The sequence below is a fragment of the Reichenbachiella sp. genome, from assembly GCF_039969095.1.
GTDB lineage: Bacteria > Bacteroidota > Bacteroidia > Cytophagales > Cyclobacteriaceae > Reichenbachiella.
The window spans coordinates 500,653-519,617 of record NZ_JBDVOL010000015.1 but is presented as its reverse complement, the minus strand read 5'-3'; the positions used below and the strand labels follow the sequence as shown (position 1 = coordinate 519,617).

Here is an 18,965-nt window from a genome sequence, read left to right as displayed (position 1 = left end):
GATGAGAGAAAAAATAGATCAAATATTAGAATACATTTTAAGTCTGTTGCTAGGTCTCATGGTGTTGAATGTACTATGGCAAGTGGCCTCCAGATTTTTACTTAATGACCCCAGTGCGTTCACTGATGAACTCTCAAGGTATTTACTCATTTGGGTAGGTCTGCTGGGAGCTGCCTATGCGTCTGGTAAAGGCATGCATGTGGCCATCGAATTGCTCGAAAGAGCACTCAGTCCAAAAAAGCAGCGCATTCAGCAGCTTTCCATTCAAGTCATCATTATCGTATTCGCATTTCTAGTATTGATCGTGGGTGGCATTCGTCTGGTGCATATTTCCTTTCAACTTGGTCAGACCTCATCTGCCATGCACATTCCTTTGGGTTATGTCTATCTGGCGCTGCCATTAAGTGGGGTATTGATTGCCTACTACTCTTTCTCTGATTTTATCAAACTACTAAAAAAGAACTAATGGAAAATATTGAAGTCATTGTATTGGTACTGGGTTTCATTACTTTATTGGCTATTGGCGTACCGGTGGCCTATAGTGTGGGGCTCGCTTCATTAGTCACCATTCTGATCAACATAGATACACTTCCAGCTTTCACTACCATCGCTCAGCGAATGGCTACTGGTCTGGACAGCTTTTCCTTGCTGGCCATCCCATTTTTTATCCTTGCCGGACAAATCATGAATCAAGGAGGCATTGCTCAGCGTTTGATAGCATTTGCTAAAGCACTGGTTGGTTCTTTTCCTGGTGGATTGGCGTATGTCAATATCATCGGTGCCATGTTGTTTGGCGCGATTTCTGGGTCGGCTATGGCCGCAGTTTCAGCTATTGGTGGCACTTTGGGACCAAGGATGGAAAAAGAAGGATATGAAAAGTCCTATAGCGCCGCGGTCAACATCGCCTCATCTACGACAGGCTTGGTGATTCCACCATCCAATATTTTGATTGTATACTCCTTGGCCAGTGGTGGAGTGTCAATTGCTGCCCTCTTTTTGGCTGGTTATATCCCTGGATTATTGATGGGATTGGCACTGATGCTGGTCGCTTATATCTATGCAAAAATCAAAAATTACCCTCGAGGGGACAAGTCTAGTTTGGGCCAGGTCTTGAGCACTTTTATTCAAGCTTTCCCTAGTTTGATGATGTTGGTGGTCGTCATTGGTGGTATCGTGGTAGGTATATTCACAGCTACTGAGGCTTCGGGCATCGCCGTACTGTACACTTTTGTGTTGTCCCTAGTTTATAAAGAATTGACGGTTGAAAAAATCAGACAAATCGCTATTGGATCTGTTGGTACCACTGCAGTAGTAGCGTTATTGATCGCTTGTTCGATGAGCATGTCGTGGGTGATGGCTTACGCTGACATCCCTCAGGCGGTGACCGCCGGATTGCTCAGTATCTCTGACAACCCTTGGGTGATTCTACTACTCATCAATTTGCTGTTGCTTGCAGTCGGTATATTCATGGATATGACTCCAGCAGTTTTGATCTTTACTCCTATTTTCCTACCAGTAGTTACGGCTATTGGGATCGACCCCGTTCACTTTGGAATCATCATGGTGATGAACCTTTGCATAGGGCTTTGTACGCCGCCTGTGGGTTCGGTACTTTTTGTAGGCATAGGTGTAGCGGGAATTTCGCTAGACAAAGTGATCAAACCTTTGATTCCGCTGTTCATTGCTATGATCATCGTATTAATGCTGGTGACTTATTTGCCAGAATTAAGTTTGTTCCTACCAGGGCTGTTTGAGTAATTCGATATCAATCTCATTAGGCTAGAACCCTGACCTTTTCAGGTCAGGGTTCTAGCGCTTCCATGATATTACCGCTATAGAACTCAACCATTTTTATTATATTGGTTAAAAACTACTTAAGCCAAATACGCCCAACATTTTGATATGTTCAATTAAACTATAGCTAGCATGAAAGCAATACTTCTAACCTTAACGGTTTTACTTTCCTTTATTCAAAATTCAATTAGTCAGAATTATAAAGTCGGTGTTCTATTTGACCAGTTTGCAAGCGCAAGGTGGAAAATAGATTCCATGCATTTGAAGCAATCCATGGAAGCACTAGACATTGCTGCCGACATACAAGTCGCTCATTCCCAATTGGAGGTTCAAAAAAAACAGGCACGAACCATGATTGCCGATGAAGTAGATGCACTGATCATCATAGCTGTAGATGGAGAAAAGATGAGCGACATTGTATCTGAAGCTAAAGCAAGAGACATTGTCGTAGTGGCTTATGCGCGCCCTATTATTAATAGTGAAATCGATTTTTTTATAGGCTACGACAATGCTGAAATCGGCAGAAGACAAGCTCAATCTGTCTTAAAAAACACAGATGGAGGAAATATCATTCTCGTGAATGGCCCAACGACTGACTATAATGCAATAGTATTCAGAGATAACCAGATGGAGGTATTGCAGCCCTATTTAGATGCTGGCAAGGTGAATATCGTGAATGACATCATCCTTGATAGTTGGAGCGAAATGTCGGTACTTCTAAAACTGTATGACCTCAAACCAAATCTGCAAGATGTAAATGCCATTATAGCTGCGACTGATAATTGTGTGAGTGCTTTGGCTGAATTTGCGAATAATAACGAATTACTACAAAAAATTTATGTGACCGGGCAAGATCCCTCTAAAGAAACCATTAAGAGAATTGAAATGGGTGTTCAAAACATGACTGCTTTTAAACCCATTCAGCCCATGGCTAAGAAAACAGCAAACATTGTTCAGGCGATATTATCTGGTCAGGCCACTGGCAAATTCACCAATCTGACAATTCAAGATGTAAGTTTTAATGCCTATTTGTTTAGTCCAACTATAATAGACCAGGATAACATTGATGTATTTAAGGTACTGATCAATTAGGTTTTTCAGCAACTAGGAAAACGATATCATAGAGCAAATAGTAACATCACTATTCAGGTATGTAGATTTAAATTGAAAAAAAGCCGTACCCAAACCAGGGTACGACTTTCAACACTTAATATCTTGAAATAATTATTTCGGAACAAAAGTAAAAGTAATCATCAACGTAGGTGCTGGGTAGTATTCTACGAGGCCGTTTATTGGAACTGCTATTTGCATTCTTTCCGCAGAGATCGATTTAATGATATAAGTAGGGGTACCTCCCCAAAATCCGAGAAATTGATTATCCGACAATACGATTCTGGCCTGTTTTGTAGAAGGATTTCCAGGAAAATCGAAAGTTATCTCTTCGGACACAATTTGATCTGCTGGCACTCCTATCTCATTATAAGCAGTGACTATGTGGTCGTCATGACTCAATGACCAAGTCGCATTCGTAGCTGGAGTGAAGGTAGCAGCAGCCATGGGCAACGTCGAAGTACTTTCTGATACATCTGTAATAGTTGTTAAGCTTTGCTCTTCTAGCACCCTGGCATGAACAACACTAGAAAGTACGCTGCCGTTAACTGGGTCTATTGAGTAACTGCCATCATCATAAAAGGTAAATTCATTGTCATACTCAGCTTCTAATCCGATAGGAATACCACTTATTGAACTCAAGGCATTGTCAGGAGCACCAAACAAAATATTCATTAAATTTGATACGTGCCCAGCACCATCGCTTCCTGTTGTAACAGAGGTGCTAAGCACCCATGTTTTACCATCAGTAGCATTAGGGCCCCCACTTAGCATTTCGCTAATAGATGTAGCAATAGTTACCGTAACTGAGGCAGTCGTTGTTCCGCCCTGGCCTGTGGCAGTTAGTACTACCTCATAAGCTCCGGCATCTGCATAAGTATAAGTTGGGTTGACCTCTGTACTTGTACCAGCATCATCACCAAAATCCCAACTATATTCTGTCACATTTTCAGTTTGTACTGAAAATGTGATTTTAAATGGGTTATCTGCATCAGCTTGAAAACCGATCACTCCCAGTAATGGAGGGTCTTCATCCTCAGAGCAAGCACTTATCAACATTAGAGCTGACAATAACGACAATCTTAATATTGAAGTAATTATCCTTTTCATATCATTAAAGTTTACTAGTTAAAGAAATTATTTTAATCGCGCACATCCCACCACACTTTATTGGTGAGATCATCGCCGTTCATTTGTTCTACTGCTATTTCGTAATTGGAAGGATTTTGAAGTTGTTCGTTCAAAGGATACACCAACCTCGAAGGCAGATATCCATCTGTGTCTCCTTTCGCGAAATTGATTCCGTCTCTTTGTGGAATTCTTGGGTATCCTGTCCTACGAATATTCGAATAGGCCTCTCCAAAATTTGGTGCCAGCGCTATCCACATTTGCGTACTTATTTGTTCAAATTGTTGTTCTTGAGTCCCACTTAGCGTTGATGATGGCTCTAGCAGGAAATCATCTATTTCTGCTAGCGACACCCCCCATTGCAACAAGCTTTGACTAATTCCTAGCCGATACATGGCATTACTATTTTCAGAGGTAAGGCCGAACAATGCAGCTTCGGCTCTCAAAAAATAGATTTCAGCACTTGTCATCAAGTAGGTGGTAGCGTCGATACCCACTAAATCATCAGTAGGCTCACTGGTATTGTCAATGTCCCAAAGAGGAAATGTACTATCAGCCAAACCATTCGGCATACCAATGTATTCTCCGTCAACATTAGGTTTTGCATAAATGGACAATCTTGGATCATTCGTGTTTTTTAATTGATCAATAATCTTTTCTCCCATTCGAAACCTGAAAAATTGAAAAATATCATACCAAGGATTATTCAACGAGATGTCGGCTTCTAGACCAGTCCATTTGACCTGGTCCGAAATTTCATCAATTAATGGTTTTGAAATACATTCAGCAATCACCGGGTCTGCATACGAAGCATCAACAAACCGCATTCTCATTGCAAGCCTCAGCCTGAATGAATTAATAAATTTTGCCCATTTGGTAAGGTCGTTGTTATAAATTGGATCACCGCTAGGAAAGCCCTTAGCTGGATCTCCAGATTCTACTTCTGCCAATATTGTGGCTAGTTCTTCTATTATTCCTTTATAAATAGTCTCTTGCTCGTCATATTTTGGTTGCAAAATATCCTTTCTTCCCCATCCACCTTCTGTATAAGGCACGCTACCAAATGCATCTGTGAGTGTCGCATAAGTATAAAGTGATATCACTGAGCCGATGGCATGTTGTAATGAATTCTCGTACTCACCTCCTGGTTCCGTCAAATACCTCACTTCATTGCTATGTCGCAATACCTTATAGTAACCTTCAAAAACAGAATTTGAGAGTCCTCCTGTAAAATCAATTTTATAAATATCTGTTTGGTGATCCACATTGAGACCTACATAAAAATGCGAATACTGAGCCCCTGCTTGATATTGCAAACTGCGAACACCAGTACTAAAAAGATTGTGAACTGATTTACTGAAAATGGCCTCAGGATCTATATCAGATAATGCGTTCGGGTCAACGTTGATATCACCAAACTCATCCGTACAAGAAACCATCGAAAACAGTATCCATACAGTCAAAATTTTGTATATAAAATTCATGCTCATCATTGCTCTGTTTAAAACTTCATTCTTAATTGAACCCCCATAGTTCTGGCTGAAGGCAATGTACTGTGCTCAAACCCATTGCCCGTATTTCCACTACTATAGCCTGCCTCAGGATCTATATGATCGGCCGGTTTGTAAAAAAATAAGAGGTTACGACCAGTTAGGGAAAGTGTGGTCTCTGGTATAGATACACTTCCTATTTTTCGTGGAAGCTTATAGTTGATCACTACTTCTCTCAATCTCACACTTGATGCGTCCAGAACCGATGGAGTAATGATCGTATTAACAAATAAATTGTAACCAATAAATGTTGGCTGAACTGGAACTGTGTTGGGTTGACCTGTGCCTTCATTTATTCCTGACTCTACAAATCCTTCTGGTGTCACTCCAGGCAGTGGGACTTGGTAATTTGTTGCTGGATCATGAGTAGCATACCATTCATCTCTTCCCTCTAGTGTTTCTGCTCCTGTGCCATATAGCATTTTATATGATTTGCCCCAAGAGTAAATATTACCACCCATACTCACATCTATCAAGAAACTCAGGCTAATGTTTTTATAACTAAAACTACTTCTGAATCCTCCCATCCAATCTGGATTAATGTTACCATGGGAAACACGTTCTCCTCGTTGGGCATGACCTTGCTCGTTTATCAACTTATTTCCTAAAGCATCTCTTTTGTAATCTACGCCCCAAATTTCTCCATAAGGCTGACCTGGTACTGCTTCTATCGTTGCGTGCCAATTCGAACTCAATACCAAACTCTCTAGATTAGAATGGATTTCTGTGACAAGGGATCTATTTCTTGTGAAAGTCCCAGTCATAGTCCATGAAAATCCTTTTGTGTTTTTAAATGGGCTAAAATCAACCTGAAGCTCTATTCCTTTGTTTTGAACAGTTCCTGCGTTGAGTATTTTGCTATCATACCCTGTTGAAAAACCGAGCGGCACGAACATTATTTGGTCTCTGGACTCACTCCAATAATAAGTCGCATTGACGCTCAAATTCCTAAACATGACTAAATCTGCACCTAACTCCCAAGAATAAGTTTCTTCCGGTTTCAAATCCAAGGTGGGTAAGCGGTCTGGCACAGAAGCTAATGGATAATCGAGCGACGTTCTGCTCAAAGTATAGTATTGATCAACTTGATAGGGTTGCGTATCGTTTCCGACTTTGGCATAAGATCCTCTGATCTTTCCTGAGTTTATAAAATCTGGTAACGCGAAGGTATTGGAGAACAACCAGGACATATTAAGAGAGTAGTAGTCATACTGTCTATTCTCTACTGGCAATGTGGATGACCAATCACTACGGTAGGTCAAATCCAAATATAAGATATCTTCGTACGAGACTGACCCTAAACCATAGAGTGAATTCACCCTTTTACTGCTAAAATCTTCGCTAGCTATTTGAGATGAGTAATTACTCATCGTGTAAAATCCTGGTACATTCATTCGTGTAGCTTCGACGCCTAAGTTCCCACTTTCATTGTACCTGATGTTTCCACCTAAGCCTAAGCTGTAATTGATAGATCCAGACTCTCCATGATAATTTAAAAGAAAGTCGGAGTTCCATTCAAGACTATTACTTGTGTTTTTCGAATATTCTCCTGTTCCATTGCCCATGGTTAAAGTACCTGCATTGGCGTAGGCTTCTGTCCTGGCACTAGATTGATCAAATCCACTTCTCAATAGTAAGGACAGCTTTTCAATTATTTTATAATTAATAGCCAATGAGGATTGAACACGGTTCTTGTAGTCTTGATTGGCCACATTGTCTAGCACCCAATACGGATTGTTATATGTCCGATCACTGGTCCAGGTCATTTCATTGCCATCCGCATCATACTTATTGGCTTCCAGATCTTCCGTCCCAATATTTCGAGGCATTATTGTCAATGTCATTCCGGCATTTGCACCATTTTCGGTCAGCATGGGTCTATTTTTCACATGATTATGAATATAGTTGAGCTTAGCATCGACTGAAAGTTTGTCATTCAACTGCGAAACCCCTCTGATGCTAAATGATTGTCTACTCAATGAATTGTTTGGCGACATGCCATTACTATTTTGATTGGTGAAAGAGGTTCGAACCGAAGATTTCTCGTTGCCGGCCTCTACACTGATAGAATTGATGAATTGAGTTCCGGTTTGCAAATACGACTCCATTGGATTTCCCTTAGGGGAATATGGCTTTGACTGACCCGTCCAATCCACTAATTCCTGACCTTCCATCTTAGGCCCATAACTCCATGACCAAGGATCAGTATTGTCAGGGAAGCCTTCTGAATTAATATTGGGGTAAACACCATATGCGCCTTGACCGTACTCATTTTGCAGATCTGGTAACACCAAAGGGTTTGATATTGAAAAAGCTGAACTAAACTCTACCCCTATTCCTTTTTTCTGTGTCCCTTTTTTAGTGGTGATCAAAATCACGCCATTCGCACCCCTGCTACCATACATGGCTGCTGCACCAGCCCCTTTCAACACGCTCATCGACTCTATATCCTCAGGGTTGATATCACTCAGCGCATCTCCATAATCAATTTCTCCACTTTGCTGAAAACTGCTATTAATTGGTATTCCGTCGACTACGAAAAGCGGTCGATTATTGCCTGTCATGGATGATATGCCTCTCAAGACTATTCTAGTTGATCCGCCTACGCCTGTTGAAGACTGAGTGACTTGTAGACCAGCTACTTTGCCAGACAACGAATTGATGAAATTATCTTCCTTAGCACTGGTGATTTCTTTACTCTCCACCTGAGTAATGGAATACCCCAATGATTGCTTGTCTCTTTCTAAATTCAATGCCGTGACTACCACCTCGCTCAGAGAAACAACATCTTCCTGCAAAATAATATCTAAATGGTCTTGGTTATGTATTTGAATTTCTTGAGAAATAAAACCAACATAAGACACCAATAGAATCGTATTATTTTCAACAGTGAGATTGAATTCCCCATCAATGTCAGTAATTGTACCCTTGTCAGTACCTTTAATTTTAACAGCTACTCCAGGCAGCTCCATTCCATCTTCTGAAGAAACAATTTTACCAGTCACCTCACGGGTATCAACCTGGTTATTTCCAGAAGAAAACTTTCCACTTTGAGCATAGACTGAAGCCGTTGCTGTCATCACATTTAATACTGTGAGAAATAATGCTAGTCTCATCATAGGATAAATTTTGTCCCGCAATCTATTTGAAGGCCCCTTTTTCAATTCACTTGGCTTCATGATGCAAATTTTAATTAATCATTAACCATTAATGATCTAGAAAAAACATGTAATAATTATAACCAGGCCTATAAATGGGGTGAAATGAGCCTATTAGGTTTAATTAAACTCTTGGTTTTACAGGTGAATGATGACTCTGTCCATGGATTTGAAGCTTGACTGCATAGACCGCTTCTCTATAGGAAAGCACGATTGTTTGTCTACGCTCAGGAAAGGATAGTTTTTTGTATATATATAATATATGGAGCAATTGCACTTCCAGTTTGACAAGAAAACAGTTCAAAACATCCATACAAAATCCGAATACTTTAAGTATTTTACTATAAGAAAGTACTTTCAAGATTTCATAAGAAAGTATAAATTGGGAGTTGAAAAATGTTCCAGATTATCAAACAAATCAGCTAATATTATCAACCAGTTTCTAAATAGCCAATTCTCCGCACTAGACAGTAAGAAAAGTCGTTGGACTTTAGCTTCTGCAATAGGAATATATGCTATATTTTTCATGAATTTGTACGTTCCTTTCAATGTGCAAAAATGGCCTCAAAATATCGACATGCCTCAATTTCTATACCTTTCTGCATTCGGTATAGTGGCATGGGTTTATCTCATTCTAACACAAATAGTACTCAAAGAACATCTTAATTTTCAACGGTTTACAAACAAACATTTTATTGTTTGGACTACGCTAGAATTGCTCTTGATCAGTTTTTTGATGGCACTTTTATTTGGTGAGCGCCAATCTGATTTATTACATGAATACTGGTTGGCAATTAAACAATCACTACTAGTGGGACTGATTCCATATTCTGGAGTCATATTGTATTTCAAATTTTCAGAAAAGAATAGACGCTCAATTTCGACTAATCACCTGGTAAAGATTACTGACTCGAATGGTGACCTTAAACTGGTAGTAGACAATAGTCAACTGCTATTTTTAAATTCTGCAGATAACTATGTAGAAGTATATTATCTCAAAGATGGCCTTATCAAAAAAGAATTGGTTCGTACCACATTGAAAATACTGGAACACCAATTGTCAAATCAACCAATTAGAAGATGCCAGCGATCCTATATGGTGAATATTAATCGGGTGGCCGTTATCCAAAAAAATAGTCAGGGATACAATATTGAATTGAACGGATATGACAAGCCAATTCCTGTTTCCAAAAATTATAAGCAGTATTTTGTAGATCTTTTAAATGATTTACAATCTGAATAAATCTTTGCGTTCACCCCAAATCAGTTTGGTTTATCCCTAAATCCTAATGCTATTAGGGATTCATATCTCTTTTTCCAAAGTTTACTTAGATAGATAAAATTTAATCGAAAGAACATTTGAATATGCGTAGGGATATAGCGGTTTGGGGATTGTGTTTATTGTTCTCATGTAGGTCTACTGAAAGCGAAAAAAAGCTTGAACTAGAAACTCCAGTAGTTGTCTCAGCAACTGATAGTGGCAATAACAAAGATGGTGCTCAACTATTCAAGACTTGTGTGGCTTGTCATGGCCAAAATGCAACAGGCAATAAGTCTTTAGGCGCCCCGTCTCTAGTCAACCAAGATGATTGGTATTTAATAAGACAATTAGAGAATTTTAAAACGGGAATTCGCGGTACTGATCCTTCTGATACACAAGGAACGCAAATGGCAGCTATAGCCAAATTACTAGACAGCCCCGAAAAAATAGTATCCGTAGTTGCTCATATTAAATCACTGCCTAAGTCAAACACAACTAAAACTATAGACGGTGATCCTGAGGCTGGCAAGCAATACTACAGCATGATCTGTGGCGCATGCCATAGTGAAGGTGGGATAGGTAATAAGGACTTAAACGCTCCTAGACTAGTTGGCACTGATGATTGGTATTTATATAAACAATACAAAAACTTTGAGGCGGGTACCAGAGGATCGCATCCAAAAGATGATTATGGCTCACAGATGCAGATGATGTCTACCTCGTTACCAGATGACGAAGCACTATCCAATGTGATTGCATACATAAAATCTCTTGAGAAGTGATGAAAGGATTTTTTACTTCCGCCATACTACTCGCCGCTATTTTATTGTTCATTCGGTTCAATAATGCCTTGAGAGATCACGGAGCGATCATCAAGCTGTGTGACACCTGCCCTCCTGGCTTTGAACTAACGAGCGACAATCAATGCGAGCCTCGCAACCTGTATATGATGTACAGTTCATTAAATGATAAAGGCGTTGGCGGACTGAAAACGGCATTACCAGAGGTTCGAGCTGGTTTTTCTCCGCAGCAAATTGATTTGGGACGTTATCTTTTCTTCGACCCTGTCTTATCACGCGACGGCACCATCTCTTGTGCCAGCTGTCATAACCCGGACAAAGGATTTAGCGACGGTTTGAGCCAAAGTGTTGGGATAGACAACTACGTTTTGCCTCGATCAGCTCCTTCGCTATGGAATGTCGCCTACATGCAAAGGTTCTTCTGGGATGGTAGAGCCACGACTCTCGAAGAACAAATGAAGGGGCCATTATATGATGCACATGAAATGGGAAATAACCCTGACTCCCTGCTGGCTACGCTGAATCGAATTGATGAATACAAAAAGCTATTCTCCATTGCTTTTCCTGAGCGTAGAGGCAATAACATCTCGTTGCCAGAAATCTATACAGCCATCGCCGCTTTTGAATCCTCATTGATTTCATTGAATAGTAGATATGATCAATATGCCCATGGTTACTCAGACGCTTTGACGCAAAAGGAGAAAGAAGGGCTTAACGTTTTCCGATCATTCGTGGCTCGCTGTGCGGAATGCCATACCCCTCCGCTATTCACCAATCAACAAATTGCAGTCTTAGGCACACCAGATCCTGAAGGCATGCCCTTTGACCCCGGCGCTCAGATTCCTATGAACGATTCTACGTTTAGAGGAGGATTCAAAGTTCCTAGCCTTAGAAATATTGAAAAAACAGCACCTTATATGCATTCTGGAAGATTTAAGGATTTAAGGGAGACTGTGCAATTTTATACGGATGGCAGAGGACACGCCGTACCTGAAAATGAACAGCTCATATTACATTGGCATATATGGGAACCCAACTTGGCTGATCATGAACTTGATCGTTTAGTTGATTTTTTAAAGACTTTAACGGACGAAACTTTCAAACCAAAAGTCCCAGATCAAATACCATCAGCCTTGGAATCTAAATTAGCAAATTAAAAATATCAATATTAAAAGTATGGAAAAATCTAAAAAATGGCCTCGGATTCTGATAGGGATAGTCCTTCTATCAGCAGGTGTATTCATTGGAAAAACATGGTTCAACCCTCCTATGGCTATACCTCTACCAGTTACTTATATAAACAACGAAGGGGGAAATACCGGAACGATACCCAGCTCATATGATCCAATCAACGGGAAAATCATTGAGGTCAAGGAAGGAGACAAAATTCAAGATGCGGTGGTCGAAGCCAAATCGGGTGACTTGATTAGGGTTTATCCAGGCGTCTATAACGAAACGGTGTACATCGACAAGGATGGTATTACACTTCAGGGAGTAAAAGTCAATAGCGAATGGGCCACTTTAGATGGACAATCACAACTGAATGATGCCTTTTTATATTCTGGAAATAATATCACGATTGAGAATTTCAAAATCATTAAATACAAAGGAAATGCCATCATGGGACAGGCTGGCAACAACTACGTCATCCGAAACAACTGGATCATTGATACAGGCGTGTATGGCATATTCCCTCAATTTGGTAAGAATGGCCTGATTGAGTACAACATTTTGTCGGGCATCGAAGATGCTGCCATATATGTAGGGATGTGCGACAACGTGGATGTAAAATTCAATGAAGTATTCGAAAGTGTGGCAGGTATTGAGATAGAAAACTCAAGACATGCGCTGGTAGAAAGCAATTATGTGCATGACAACACCGGTGGAATTTTGGTGTTCATCACTCCAGGATTACCGATCAAAACAACTTTTGATGTAATTGTGAGAGACAATTTTGTGGTAAATAACAATACGCCAAACTTTGCCATTCCAGGTTCGATGGTATCCAGTATCCCAAGGGGCACAGGAATTGTGATCATGGCTGCTGACGACGTCATTGTAGAAAACAACATCATTTCCGGCAACATCAACGCTGGAATTGCCATTACAGACTTATCTTTTGGTGCTCAAATATCTAAAGACCCAGACTCAGATCCGTATCCAGACCGGTTGGTTATTTTAGACAACTTCATGCACGGCAATGGCACCGATCCTATTGAAGAAATCAAGGTGGCCATGATGACACAATTCAGTGAATTAGGCCCAGACATTGTTGCAGTTGGTGGAGGCAAGGGTAGTACCATAAGAAATAAAAGTCAATACAGAACCTTTGGCCTTGGGGGGTATGGCGAAGCGACCATTTCCAACACTAAAAATGTAAAAACATTTCTGCTGGACGAACTTGTACAACCACGAAGCATCACTGCTTCGGAGCGTGCAAAGTTGACTTATTATGGGATTTGTGCTGGATGTCATGCTTATGATATTAAGATGATAGGACCACCTACTAAAGTGATCCAAGCACTATACAAAAACAACCCAGAAGGAATTGCGGAATATGCCGCGAACCCAGTCAAAAAACGTCAGGATTTCGCCGAGATGCCTCCGCAGAAGCATATCGATGATGAAACTCGTTTTGAAGTGGCTAAGTTCATGCTGAGTTTGACTAAATAGTATGGTTGATTAAACTGAATTAGATAATCAGATAAAGCCAATAAGCTTTTGCTTTCAAGGGTTTTCACTTTATACATGGTTATAATAGTGAAAACCCTTGAAGTTTATGCCTTTGCTCTCAGCCAAACTTTGCACGCGTTTAGCTTTTTCAGCGTAACGCGTGGTTATTCCACCAGCACAATTTCCCCTGCTGTATTAAGTGTCCCCCTGCTGGTGCGAGCTTGTAGCTCGTACCTATTCAACTTCACATTCAAATATAATCGATATCCAAAAGCCTTAATCACGTGTATATTCGATGGTGCTATGGTATTTCCAATGTTCAGACTCTAATATGAAATTAGCCTCAACTAGATTGTTGTGTATGCGATCCAGCGAATGGCAAATGGAACTGCTTAATTGTCATCTCAACGTGAGGAGAGATCTAAACGATTATAGCTGTGACTTCAATAGGCCAAAACATTCCTCCCCCAGTCGGAATGACAGATCTTTAACTTAATGACAGTGAGCTTGCGTCAGCGGAGTCAGCAGGGGTCTTTCAATAAGGATTTCGCATTATCACAGAGTCTTGTGACATCTTATGACATTCTCAGACAAGGAATGAAACCATTTGAAGTGGATTTTTGAAAAATCCTTTCACCTTTGACAAAACGATAAACACCATGATCAAAAACTATCTACTCATTGCTATTCGCAACCTGATCAAAAATAAGAATTACGTAATCATCAATACATTAGGCTTGGGCATTGCCATTGCTTGTAGTCTAACAGCATACATTCTTATTGCCTTCAATATTGAATTTGACGACTTTCATGACGAAGAAAAAGTCAGTCATATCTTCCGAGTGCATTCGCATGTAGTTATAAATGGTTCTGACTTTAGACAGGCAGTCAGCACACCCACACCAATTGGCCCAATGGCGACTGCCGACATTGCCGGTATCAAAAGGTACCTGAGATATGCGGGCAGTCAGGGAGGTGGAGCCAGCGTGAGTTATATCAACGAAGCTACCAATACCAACAATACCTTCGGTGAGTATGTGACCTATGCAGATAGTACCTTATTCGATTTTTTTGATTTCCCTTTAATTGCAGGTGATCATCAAGCATTCAAAAGCTTGCACAGCATTTTTCTAAGTGAAACAATTGCCAAAAAATATTTTGGTGATGAAGATCCCATTGGTAAAGTACTTACCATGAGTTTCGCTCGTGGTGTAGTGAAAAAAGTTGTGGTTGGGGGAGTATTGGCTAAAGTCTCGGTAAATAGCTCAATCTATTTGCCTATGGTAATGCGTTTCGAGCACTTTGAAGAAATGCGCGCTTTGGATCAACCCGTATGGGGCGATTGGAACGCTCCTGCAACCTTTTTTGAACTGGAAGACCCATCCCGAGCAGATGAAATTGCAGGATATTTTGACAAATACTTGCCCAGACGCAATGAAGCATTCAAAGAGCAGGTAGTAGAACGTGTAAGTCTAGAACCATTTAAATCCAAAATCGATCCTACGATCCTCACCTGGAGCTACGTCAATGCTCCTATTCCTTTAGAACCCCTACTTATATTCATCATTTTGGCCGTCATGATCATGTTGATTGCCTGTTTCAATTTGACCAATACTTCTATTGCCATGGTGGCCAATCGACTCAAAGAAATTGGCGTAAGAAAATCCCTTGGAGCAAACAAAACACAAATCATCACTCAATTCATGTTGGAAACAGTAATTGTAGCTTTACTTGCACTAGTAGCAGGTTATGTGATGTCGACGATCATCGTTCCTGAGTTTACAGCCATGTGGGAATTGCCTTATGGTCTATCTGATCTGAGTGGAACCAACCTGATGGTCACTCTACTTTCATTAGTACTCATCACTGCACTTTTGGCTGGTGTGTATCCTGCCTTGTTTAGCTCCAAGTTGAATACCATTTCACTACTGAAAGGAAAAGTACAAGTGAAAGGCACCAATCTCTTAACCCGATCACTCGTTTCTGTCCAATTTGCAATTTCTGTAATCGTATTAATAGGCGGAATTGTCTTTATACAAAATGCCAAATTTCAGGAACAAATAGATTTTGGTTACCAAAAGGATCAATTGATGCTTATTGATATAAAAAGCGAAAAAGAATATCATGCATTGGCAGCCAAAGCTCGATTGAATCCAAAAGTATTAGCGGTAGGCTCAACTGAACATCAAATTGGCTATAGCAGTTACCCAAATCCCATTTCATTTGAAGGTCAAGAAATCGAAGTCAGACATTTAGAATTTGGTGAATACTATTTTGAAACCATGAATTTCGATTTTGTGCAAGGCCGTCCTGCAGACTATTTCAAAACAAATGATTTTGAGGAAGCAGCGGTGGTGAGTAGACAATTCTTGAAAACCCTAAATATTCAAGGAGACCCAATAGGTCAATACGTTACGATCCGTGAACAGAAGAAAAAGATAGTTGGAGTGATAGAAGACTTTGTAGACAATGTCTTTCGATCCAAAGAACCAGAACCCTACATTTTTTACGCTACTGTCGGTGAGCGTTGGAGAAATATGATCGTAAGAGGACAAGCTCAGGATTTAAGCGCTATCAATAAATATTTGGAATCAGAGTGGAAAAAAATGTACCCCACACAACCCTATTCCAGCCGCTATCAGGAAGATGTAGTCCTTGCAGAAAGCAATCAAACCAATGGCAATCTGAAAAAGATATTCTTATTTCTTACCATACTCGGCGGGCTACTCTCTGCTTCTGGCATCTATTCATTGGCTTCCTTGAATATCGCCAAACGCACCAAAGAATTGGGCATCAGAAAAGCATTGGGCGCTACCATGCAAAACATCCTCTATCTACTTAACAAAGAGTTTATAATCATTTTAGTGACAGCCGGTATACTCGGCAGTGTAGGCGGCTACTTCGGCGCGACCTGGATCTTGGATTTGATATACGCCTTTCATATTCCTATTCAGTTGACCACGGTCGCGCTGAGCGCCTTGGCCATATTCATCATTGGTATCACTACCACGAGTATCACGATTTACAGAGGTGCCCAAGCTAATCCTGTAGATACGCTTAGAAATGAATAGTTGAAAGAGCCCTATACAATCAACCCAAAGGATTTGTAAATGAGTTATTTTTAGCCTTGCAAACTCAAAAGCACCATGACTAAGGAAGTACGAGCACTTTTTCTGATTCTTATCCTCATAGTTGCGCCTTTCCTCATTTATGCCTACCTGCAGGTTCGGTCTTTAGATGAAGATGAAAAAATGGCAGCAACTGCTTATGAAAAACAAATGGAAGCCGTACTCTTTTCACTTAATCAATATGCGGACGACATGATGAATAGGTGGGTACGACAACTTGCGGATAATCAGCAGACCTTGATGCAAAATGCCAATATGTTGATTCTAGGCAATGAATCTATTCAGATGCTCGTGCTAAAGAATATGGATACGCAAGTGGATAGCATTTGCAGCAATGAATATGTCAGTATCAATGCAAATACAAAAAAAGGAATAGATCAATGGTATTCAAAAAAGGACTCTGTCCTCAACCGCCTATCCCAATACCTTGAAGCTGGTTTCCAAAAAATTCAATCTGCGGATGACTGGGTACCAATCGATGGACTGAGGCCTGATCAGGCGGGCTTTACAATCATGGCGTATGACCAAGATTCTGTACTATACAATGCTCTTTTTATTGTAGAACGGAAATTTTGGATCGAGCAAATTCTGGGCCCTAGAATGCAAGAAATCAATCACGACGAATTCTCCATAGCTGTTGACAACTGGCCACCCAGTCAAACAGCTCAACAGTTGCTGTATCGCACTACAGCTTTCAAACTGAAAAAGACCTTTGTTAAAAACAAACTTTGGATCTTGCCTAACTCCTACTTATACATTCAGCCCAAAGGAAAAAGTTATACAGAATTGATTAAGGCTAGAGCGCAGGAAAATTTATACTTCTTGATTTTTTCCCTTTTTGCCATGTCGATTGGTACCTACTTGATGATTAGAAACATCAGGAACGCACTAAAAATCGCACAGCTCAAATCAGATTTTGTTTCCAACGTATCCCATGAAATTCGTACACCTCTGTCACTTATTCGCATGTATGCCGAAACCCTCATGCTTGGCCGAATCACCTCCGACGAAAAAAAGAATCATTACTATCAAACGATACATCAGGAATCTGGTCGATTAACTTTTTTGGTCAACAACATTTTAGATTTCTCCAGAATTGAAGGAAATAGGAAGACTTATCGCTTTGAAGAAAAAGAATTAAATGAGTTAATCAAATCATTGCATGAAAGCTACGGTCATTATTTTGCTGAAAAGAAAATCGATAGTCAGCTGACATTAAATGAAAACTCACTTCCAGTATCCATAGATGTGCAAGCATTCGAAGAAGCCATGTCCAATTTGATTGAAAACGCGATAAAGTATGGGAATGGCCAAAAAGAAGTATTCATTACGACATTTGAAGCCAATGGATTCGCCTGCTGTAGTATCAAAGATCAAGGCATTGGCATTTCAAAAAGCACACAGAAACATATATTTGATAAATTTTACCGAGTCGAAAGTGCTTTAACTCAAAAAACCAAAGGTACTGGGCTAGGTCTAAGTTTGGTCAAGCATATCATGGAATCGCATCAAGGAGAAGTGATCGTAGATTCTCGACTAGGCTTGGGTAGTACGTTCACTCTTAAGTTTCCCATAATCAAAACTAAATATGAATAAAATATTAGTAGTAGATGATGAGCCCGCCATGCGGGAAGGACTAGCAGACAATCTGCTTTTTGAAGGCTATCAGGTAGATCTGGCAGAAGACGGAAAAGCAGCTTTAAAAAAAGTAGCAGACCAGTCGTACGATTTGCTGGTTTTGGACGTCATGATGCCCGAAATGTCTGGTTTTGATGTTTGTAAAAAACTAAGAATGGATGGCAACAAAGTACCTGTCATTCTGCTGACTGCCAAAGGTGAAGAAATTGATCGGGTACTCGGTTTGGAATTGGGGGCGGATGATTACATCACCAAACCCTTTAGTCTTCGTGAATTACTCGCCAGAGTTAAAGCTGTATTAAGGAGGACTCAAGAAAGTAACTCTTCTACACCTCAACAATTTGAAACCATTGGCTTGATGGAAGTTGATTTCAAAAATTGTATTGCTAAAAAAGGTAAGGAAGAAATTAAACTGTCTCATAGGGAATTTGAAGTACTCAAATTTCTGAAGCACCATCAGCAAGAAATTGTAAGCCGGGATGAATTGTTGAAAAACATCTGGAAATACGACGAATTTCCTACTACCAGAACGGTAGATAATTTTATTCTTAGACTTCGACAAAAAATAGAAATCAATCCAAACGATCCCAAGATCATATTAACGGTTCATGGGATGGGATATAAAATGGTGGGATATTAAGGTTTTGACAATTTGTGACATCTGTTTACCCAAGGGTGACACACGGTAACATGAGTCGGCGTTATTTTGAATTCAACAATAACAT

Annotated in this window: 13 protein-coding genes; 10 read left to right on the top strand and 3 right to left on the bottom strand. The window is 40.2% G+C overall.

The window, feature by feature from the left end; all coding sequences use genetic code 11:
* The first annotated feature begins 1 nt into the window (after position 1).
* The 3 genes from ABJH98_RS17520 (at position 2) to ABJH98_RS17510 (ending at position 2,886) form a co-directional block, all read left to right on the top strand.
* Complete coding sequence (locus tag ABJH98_RS17520; protein WP_348309075.1) at positions 2-466, top strand: TRAP transporter small permease; 465 nt, start codon at positions 2-4, stop codon at positions 464-466.
* On the top strand, positions 466-1,758 hold the full coding sequence (locus tag ABJH98_RS17515) for a TRAP transporter large permease (RefSeq protein WP_348309074.1): 1,293 nt from the start codon (positions 466-468) through the stop codon (positions 1,756-1,758). The genes ABJH98_RS17520 and ABJH98_RS17515 overlap by 1 nt, the downstream gene beginning before the upstream one ends.
* A gap of 168 nt (positions 1,759-1,926) precedes the next feature.
* On the top strand, positions 1,927-2,886 hold the full coding sequence (locus ABJH98_RS17510) for a substrate-binding domain-containing protein (RefSeq protein WP_348309073.1): 960 nt from the start codon (positions 1,927-1,929) through the stop codon (positions 2,884-2,886).
* Positions 2,887-3,018: 132 nt separating this feature from the next.
* On the opposite strand, the gene ABJH98_RS17505 is transcribed toward ABJH98_RS17510, so the two are convergent.
* From ABJH98_RS17505 to ABJH98_RS17495, 3 genes are read right to left on the bottom strand one after another with little or no spacing between them, the layout of a single operon-like run.
* Positions 3,019-4,014: a PKD domain-containing protein gene (locus tag ABJH98_RS17505; RefSeq protein WP_348309072.1), complete on the bottom strand. Its 996-nt coding sequence runs from the start codon at positions 4,012-4,014 to the stop codon at positions 3,019-3,021.
* Between the two features lie 32 nt (positions 4,015-4,046).
* On the bottom strand, positions 4,047-5,516 hold the full coding sequence (locus ABJH98_RS17500; RefSeq protein ID WP_348309071.1) for a SusD/RagB family nutrient-binding outer membrane lipoprotein: 1,470 nt from the start codon (positions 5,514-5,516) through the stop codon (positions 4,047-4,049).
* Positions 5,517-5,533: 17 nt separating this feature from the next.
* Positions 5,534-8,701: a SusC/RagA family TonB-linked outer membrane protein gene (locus ABJH98_RS17495; protein ID WP_348309070.1), complete on the bottom strand. Its 3,168-nt coding sequence runs from the start codon at positions 8,699-8,701 to the stop codon at positions 5,534-5,536.
* 301 nt (positions 8,702-9,002) lie between these two features.
* Between ABJH98_RS17495 and ABJH98_RS17490 the strand changes: the two genes are divergently transcribed.
* The 7 genes from ABJH98_RS17490 to ABJH98_RS17460 all read left to right on the top strand — a co-directional run bounded on the left by ABJH98_RS17490 (position 9,003) and on the right by ABJH98_RS17460 (position 18,880).
* Positions 9,003-9,983, top strand: a complete 981-nt coding sequence (locus ABJH98_RS17490) for a LytTR family DNA-binding domain-containing protein (RefSeq protein WP_348309069.1) — start codon at positions 9,003-9,005, stop codon at positions 9,981-9,983.
* A gap of 122 nt (positions 9,984-10,105) precedes the next feature.
* Positions 10,106-10,783, top strand: a complete 678-nt coding sequence (locus ABJH98_RS17485) for a c-type cytochrome (protein WP_348309068.1) — start codon at positions 10,106-10,108, stop codon at positions 10,781-10,783.
* The gene (locus ABJH98_RS17480) at positions 10,783-11,958 is read left to right on the top strand and encodes a cytochrome c peroxidase (protein WP_348309105.1); all 1,176 of its coding nucleotides are present in this window, start codon (positions 10,783-10,785) and stop codon (positions 11,956-11,958) included. Before ABJH98_RS17485 ends, ABJH98_RS17480 begins: the two co-directional genes overlap by 1 nt.
* Positions 11,959-11,977: 19 nt before the next feature.
* Positions 11,978-13,474: a parallel beta-helix domain-containing protein gene (locus tag ABJH98_RS17475; RefSeq protein WP_348309067.1), complete on the top strand. Its 1,497-nt coding sequence runs from the start codon at positions 11,978-11,980 to the stop codon at positions 13,472-13,474.
* Positions 13,475-14,133: 659 nt separating this feature from the next.
* Positions 14,134-16,545 carry an FtsX-like permease family protein gene (locus ABJH98_RS17470; protein WP_348309066.1) on the top strand — a complete coding sequence of 804 codons (2,412 nt, stop codon included), beginning with the start codon at positions 14,134-14,136 and terminating at the stop codon, positions 16,543-16,545.
* Between the two features lie 75 nt (positions 16,546-16,620).
* A complete protein-coding gene (locus ABJH98_RS17465) occupies positions 16,621-18,198 on the top strand; it encodes an ATP-binding protein (protein WP_348309065.1) in 1,578 nt (525 codons plus the stop codon).
* Positions 18,191-18,880, top strand: coding sequence for a response regulator transcription factor (locus ABJH98_RS17460; RefSeq protein ID WP_348309064.1), 690 nt, complete (start codon positions 18,191-18,193; stop codon positions 18,878-18,880). Before ABJH98_RS17465 ends, ABJH98_RS17460 begins: the two co-directional genes overlap by 8 nt.
* Positions 18,881-18,965: the final 85 nt, after the last annotated feature.

What these genes read in the sequence shown, in the direction of transcription:
- ABJH98_RS17520 (WP_348309075.1), top strand. Translation starts at nt 2, where the DNA reads ATGAGAGAAAAAATAGATCAAATATTAGAATACATTTTAAGTCTGTTG.
- ABJH98_RS17515 (WP_348309074.1), top strand. Translation starts at nt 466, where the DNA reads ATGGAAAATATTGAAGTCATTGTATTGGTACTGGGTTTCATTACTTTA.
- ABJH98_RS17510 (WP_348309073.1), top strand. Translation starts at nt 1,927, where the DNA reads ATGAAAGCAATACTTCTAACCTTAACGGTTTTACTTTCCTTTATTCAA.
- ABJH98_RS17505 (WP_348309072.1), bottom strand. Translation starts at nt 4,014, where the DNA reads ATGAAAAGGATAATTACTTCAATATTAAGATTGTCGTTATTGTCAGCT.
- ABJH98_RS17500 (WP_348309071.1), bottom strand. Translation starts at nt 5,516, where the DNA reads ATGAATTTTATATACAAAATTTTGACTGTATGGATACTGTTTTCGATG.
- ABJH98_RS17495 (WP_348309070.1), bottom strand. Translation starts at nt 8,701, where the DNA reads ATGATGAGACTAGCATTATTTCTCACAGTATTAAATGTGATGACAGCA.
- ABJH98_RS17490 (WP_348309069.1), top strand. Translation starts at nt 9,003, where the DNA reads ATGGAGCAATTGCACTTCCAGTTTGACAAGAAAACAGTTCAAAACATC.
- ABJH98_RS17485 (WP_348309068.1), top strand. Translation starts at nt 10,106, where the DNA reads ATGCGTAGGGATATAGCGGTTTGGGGATTGTGTTTATTGTTCTCATGT.
- ABJH98_RS17480 (WP_348309105.1), top strand. Translation starts at nt 10,783, where the DNA reads ATGAAAGGATTTTTTACTTCCGCCATACTACTCGCCGCTATTTTATTG.
- ABJH98_RS17475 (WP_348309067.1), top strand. Translation starts at nt 11,978, where the DNA reads ATGGAAAAATCTAAAAAATGGCCTCGGATTCTGATAGGGATAGTCCTT.
- ABJH98_RS17470 (WP_348309066.1), top strand. Translation starts at nt 14,134, where the DNA reads ATGATCAAAAACTATCTACTCATTGCTATTCGCAACCTGATCAAAAAT.
- ABJH98_RS17465 (WP_348309065.1), top strand. Translation starts at nt 16,621, where the DNA reads ATGACTAAGGAAGTACGAGCACTTTTTCTGATTCTTATCCTCATAGTT.
- ABJH98_RS17460 (WP_348309064.1), top strand. Translation starts at nt 18,191, where the DNA reads ATGAATAAAATATTAGTAGTAGATGATGAGCCCGCCATGCGGGAAGGA.